The sequence below is a fragment of the Falsihalocynthiibacter sp. S25ZX9 genome, from assembly GCF_041205405.1.
GTDB classification, from domain to species: domain Bacteria; phylum Pseudomonadota; class Alphaproteobacteria; order Rhodobacterales; family Rhodobacteraceae; genus Falsihalocynthiibacter; species Falsihalocynthiibacter arcticus.
Genome location: NZ_JBGFCD010000173.1, coordinates 1 through 319, shown reverse-complemented (window position 1 = coordinate 319; position 319 = coordinate 1). Strand labels below are relative to the sequence as shown.

Below are 319 nucleotides of genomic sequence, written 5' to 3'. Positions count from 1 at the left end.
GCCCTCTTTGGCTTGGATGCGAATTTGTGCCGCATTCAAATCGGCATTGGTGGTATCAAAGATTTCCGTGATCGAAACGTCGCCCAAATTGAGCGGCGTAAGGGCGTCCCGATAGGCGCCCACGTCCACCGAAATATCGGAATCCGTGCGGATGGTTGTGCCACCCTTAAAGTCGATTCCGAAGTTCAGACCCATGGTGAATAACAAGATAACCGACACCACCACCGCGAGCGCCGAGGCGCCCAAAGTGATTTTGGTGGTCGAAAAGAAATCCCAATTGCTTTCCGAAGGAACAAGTTTCAAACGCATCTTTATACCT

1 pseudogene is annotated in these 319 nt (G+C 51.1%); it reads right to left on the bottom strand.

Going from position 1 to position 319, the window contains the following annotated elements:
• A pseudogene (locus AB9F29_RS21770) lies at positions 1-309 on the bottom strand (protein translocase subunit SecF); the annotation flags it as partial.
• Positions 310-319: the final 10 nt, after the last annotated feature.